2 protein-coding genes are annotated in these 1,095 nt (G+C 37.3%); both read left to right on the top strand.

The window, feature by feature from the left end:
* Positions 1–431: DUF6431 domain-containing protein (locus ACFOZZ_RS11850; RefSeq protein ID WP_376815303.1), on the top strand; the 431-nt coding region annotated here is incomplete at its 5' end.
* 57 nt (positions 432–488) lie between these two features.
* On the top strand, positions 489–1,095 hold a 607-nt coding region (locus ACFOZZ_RS11845), incomplete at its 3' end, for a transposase family protein (RefSeq protein ID WP_376815302.1).

Below are 1,095 nucleotides of genomic sequence, written 5' to 3'. Positions count from 1 at the left end.
TAATAATAAAACTTTCATCTAAAATCAAGCATATTACTGAAAATCAATATAAAAAGATTATTCAATCCCTAAACTTCAATGAACTGTCATGCCCTAAATGTAATTCCAAAGGTCTCCGTGCACATGCATCTTATAGTCGCTATGTTGATTTCTTTAAACGCAGTCATAAAGTCACAATACAAAGATTAAGATGTCCTGAATGCGGATCTACTCATGCAGTTCTTATTGAGGATATGATTCCCTATTCCATTGCTTCTTATAGCTTGATTGTTGAGGTTATAGCTGACATGGACTTTCTTGAATCTTCTCATGCTGCTTATCTTAAAGATAAGTATCTGACTTATCCCTTTGATTATGATTTCTTCTGTAAATTGAATATCAGAAAAAATCACCTTAATTTTTTTATGCTGTTTCACATAACTTTTATATAGTACAGCTCTTTTTGTTGATATTCTTTCCTTATAAAAACGAAAGGAGCTGTACTATACATGAAAACTAGTAATAATTCTCCAGCTGACAATGACTTCGCTAAAAACGATACCCCTAATGCGCTCATTTCCGATACTGATCTGTTAAAATTCTTTAATCTGGAAAGGGAGAACGTTCAAGATTTCTCCATCACCCGAAGGAAAGACGGAATGTACGTCAATATCACGCTTAATAAGACCTGGGTTCAGTGCCCCGTATGCGGGCATATGACAAGCAGGGTGAAGGACTACACGGATAAGAAGATAACCCATTCCGTTATGACCACCGCCAACTGCTATATCATCTATCATGCAAGAAGGTACCAGTGTCCTCACTGCAAGAAGACATTCTATGAAAATAACCCCTTCACTTTTGGAGGAAGACTCTCTGTTGCTACTGTATTCAATGTTCTCAGAGATCTCAAGGCTCCAAATGCAACATTCACAGATGTCGGCAAAAGATACGGCATATCCACTACATCTGTTATTAATATTTTCGACAGACATGTCCACATCTCCAGAAGACAGCTTCCTGAATGCCTGGCTCTGGATGAAGTATACGCCTTCAAGTCTCATGACAGTGATTATGTATGTGTAATCATGGATTACCTGGACAAGAAAATTGTGG

This window comes from Catenibacterium sp. GCM10023432 (genome assembly GCF_042651925.1).
Lineage (GTDB): Bacteria > Bacillota_I > Bacilli_A > Erysipelotrichales > Coprobacillaceae > Catenibacterium > Catenibacterium mitsuoka.
Note: the sequence above shows the minus strand (reverse complement) of the source record. Positions and strands in the feature narration are given on the sequence as shown.